The organism is Coprococcus sp. AM97-35 (genome assembly GCF_027697525.1).
Taxonomy (GTDB): domain Bacteria; phylum Bacillota; class Clostridia; order Lachnospirales; family Lachnospiraceae; genus Allocoprococcus; species Allocoprococcus comes.
This window is the reverse complement of sequence record NZ_JAQESL010000054.1, coordinates 1-2,874: the sequence shown is the minus strand read 5'-3', so window position 1 is coordinate 2,874 and position 2,874 is coordinate 1. Positions and strand designations below refer to the sequence as shown.

The following is a 2,874-nucleotide window of genomic DNA, read 5'->3' as shown; positions in this document are numbered from 1 at the left end:
AAATCAATAATTTGTGGAGCTTTACAACGCTTTTTTAAATTCTACACATAAATTACACATAAAAAACGTGATAAACATAAAAGAGATTTTTATAATAAAAGTATCAAAATATTGGAGGATATAATTTATGAAGAAAAAAATTACAATGATAATGTTGTCAGCTTGTATATTGGGAACATTGGTGGGATGTGGGAATGAAAATATGAATAAACCGGCCTCACCTGCTACAGAGAATTCAACAAATAGTGACAATCAAACTGAAAACAATAAGGAGAAGAGCGAAGGGGAAAGTGTTTTAAATAATGCTAATTTAGTAGGAACCGTAATTGATTTTACAGAAACAGGATGTACACTTGGGAAAGGAAAGAGTACAGAAGACACCCTGACCACACCAGCAGGTGGAGATAATACAGAAGGTGTAGAAAGAGTTTTCGTAAAATATGCTGACAATACGCAATTTCAAATCGCAAACTCTACAATTACGAATATAACTTTAACAGATGGCACAAGAGAGGATGTAAAAAAATCATCATCAGTCTTTCTGTATGGGGAATATCAAGAAGATGGAACGTTTTTAGCTACACGTGTCATTATAAATCATTTTCAAAAATAGTGGGAGGAGATAAATTGGGAAGTGCAAAAAGGGCAGTCCGTTGTTTAATAAGAAAAAAATCAAAAACAGTAATTTTGTTTTTAGTACTCTTGATTTCAGAAGCGATGATTTTAAGTACTGGAATTATTTTAAAAGCTTCAAATGAGGCAAAAAGCGAACTGCAGAAAAAAACAAAGACAAAAATATTGGCAGGAATTGTGGAAAATAACAATCCGATTACAATGGAAGAAATAAATAAAATACAGGAATTGAAGGGAATAGATAGAATTAATAAAAATACTACGTTGCCTATATATCCGTCAAATTTTCAGGCGGTAACAGAAAACCAAAATACTAATACAGAAAATCTTCAGGTTCGATTAGTGGGGTATGATGATTTAAAACTAGATGGGGCGTTTGCTGAATCTGAAGTTCGGCTTGTAAAGGGAAAGTATCCGAAAGAGAAAAATGAAGTTGTTGTGAATCAAATGTTAGCAGAATTTAATAAATTAGAAATTGGAGACACGCTCACTGTAGAAACGGATGATGGAAAAAAAATAGAAGGAGTTATCTCAGGATATTATTTGTCGGGTTTGGAAAGAAAACAATCGAAAGAAATGGCGGCGGTTTACCGGATTGAAAATACTATTTATGCGAAAACAGAAACCATAGTAAAGCTGCAAGAAGTAAGAGGATATGAAAGTATTTCCGTATATTTAAAAAAACCAGAAGAACTAGATAAGATAGAAAAAGAAATACAAAATATACTGGGAGAGAAAGCTGAATTAACAAAATCAGATATGTTATTCCGACAAATGAAACAACCTCTCGAACAGGTTATGCAAGTTGTAAAATTGATGTTATATTTGACGCTGGGAACATCTGCAATTGTTATAACACTCCTTTTATGTATGTGGATGAGGGTGAGGAAAAAGGAAATAGCAGTTTATATCAGTTTAGGAAAAAGCAAATGTTCAATATTATCACAGTTATTATTAGAAAGTTTTTTGGTATTTACAATTTCTTCTGTATTTTCTATTGCTATAGGGAATATTTTGGCAGAAAAATTGAAAGATCTACTATTTGCAGGAAAAAATATTTCTACATTGGCAGTAAAAATTAGCCCACAGTTATCAGATGTAGGAATACTTATTATGAGTGGTGCTATGATACTTTTTATTGGAATTGGAATATCAGTGATCCCTGTTTTACGGACAAATCCTAAAGATACACTATCAGAGATGGAGGGATAGCATGAAAAGAAATAATAAGAATAGTGTTTCCCAAATAGAGAACCAAAATCGTTTGGGAAATAAGATAGAAGTTGTTGTACCAATATTAGAATTATATGAATCTGTAGAAGATGATTTACGAAAAATTGGAATTCGAATCAGACTGGATTTGTATGATGGAATGGATAGTTGTATATATGCAAATAAAAATGCACTCAAATTATGTTTGACAAATACTTTGTATTATTTTGTTGAGAAATGTGTGGGACTTTCCGTCTTAGAAATAAGCTTAAAATATTATGAGGGAAGAATATGGATAATTTTTAGAAGTGCAGAAAAGCGGAACAACTCCGAATGGAAAATGCCTAGTCGCAATTTAGAGATGGAAGTGATAAGGGGATATTTTAAGCAAAAAAATATTTTTTTTAAAGAAAATAATTTACTAGATAAAGTAGAAATTGGATTTGAAACTGTTAATTGATTAGGAGGCGATACAGTGGTTTTAGAAGTAAAAAATGTAGTCTACCATTATAAAACAAATAAAAATAAAAATGTTTTGAACGGGATTAGTTATGAATTTGAAGAAGGCAAGGTATATGCTATTTTAGGAGCAAGTGGATCAGGAAAAACAACATTTTTGTCATTGCTTGCAGGTTTGGATGTTCCTGTATTTGGAAGTATTTTATATGAAGGAGAGGATATTTTAAAAGGTGGATTAAATCATCATCGAAAAGAACATGTTTCTTTGGTATTCCAGAACTACAATTTGATTGATTATTTGACACCGAAGGAAAATGTTATGCTTGGGGGTAATGGAAACCCCGAAGAATTATTAACTGCAGTTGGAATTCCGAAGGAAGACTGGAATCGAAGAGTTTTACAACTTTCCGGAGGACAACAGCAAAGAGTGGCTATTGCGAGAGCTTTAGCAAGCCATGCAAAAGTATTATTAGCAGATGAACCAACAGGAAATCTTGATGAAGATATTGGTAGAGAAGTTACTGAACTTCTTCAGGAAACGGCACATAAATTAGGGAAATGTGTAATTGT

General features: G+C 32.2%; 4 protein-coding genes. All 4 read left to right on the top strand.

Annotated elements, in window-relative coordinates; all coding sequences use genetic code 11:
• The first annotated feature begins 127 nt into the window (after positions 1-127).
• Complete coding sequence (locus PG840_RS16400; RefSeq protein WP_151165543.1) at positions 128-613, top strand: hypothetical protein; 486 nt, start codon at positions 128-130, stop codon at positions 611-613.
• Positions 614-627: 14 nt separating this feature from the next.
• Positions 628-1,845 (top strand): ABC transporter permease, encoded by a 1,218-nt coding sequence (locus PG840_RS16395; protein ID WP_173867819.1) that lies wholly within the window; start codon positions 628-630, stop codon positions 1,843-1,845.
• A 1-nt stretch (position 1,846) separates the two neighbouring features.
• Positions 1,847-2,305 carry a hypothetical protein gene (locus PG840_RS16390; RefSeq protein ID WP_173867820.1) on the top strand — a complete coding sequence of 153 codons (459 nt, stop codon included), beginning with the start codon at positions 1,847-1,849 and terminating at the stop codon, positions 2,303-2,305.
• Between the two features lie 15 nt (positions 2,306-2,320).
• Positions 2,321-2,874, top strand: a 554-nt coding sequence (locus tag PG840_RS16385) for an ATP-binding cassette domain-containing protein (protein WP_270613895.1), incomplete at its 3' end; no start/stop codon positions are given.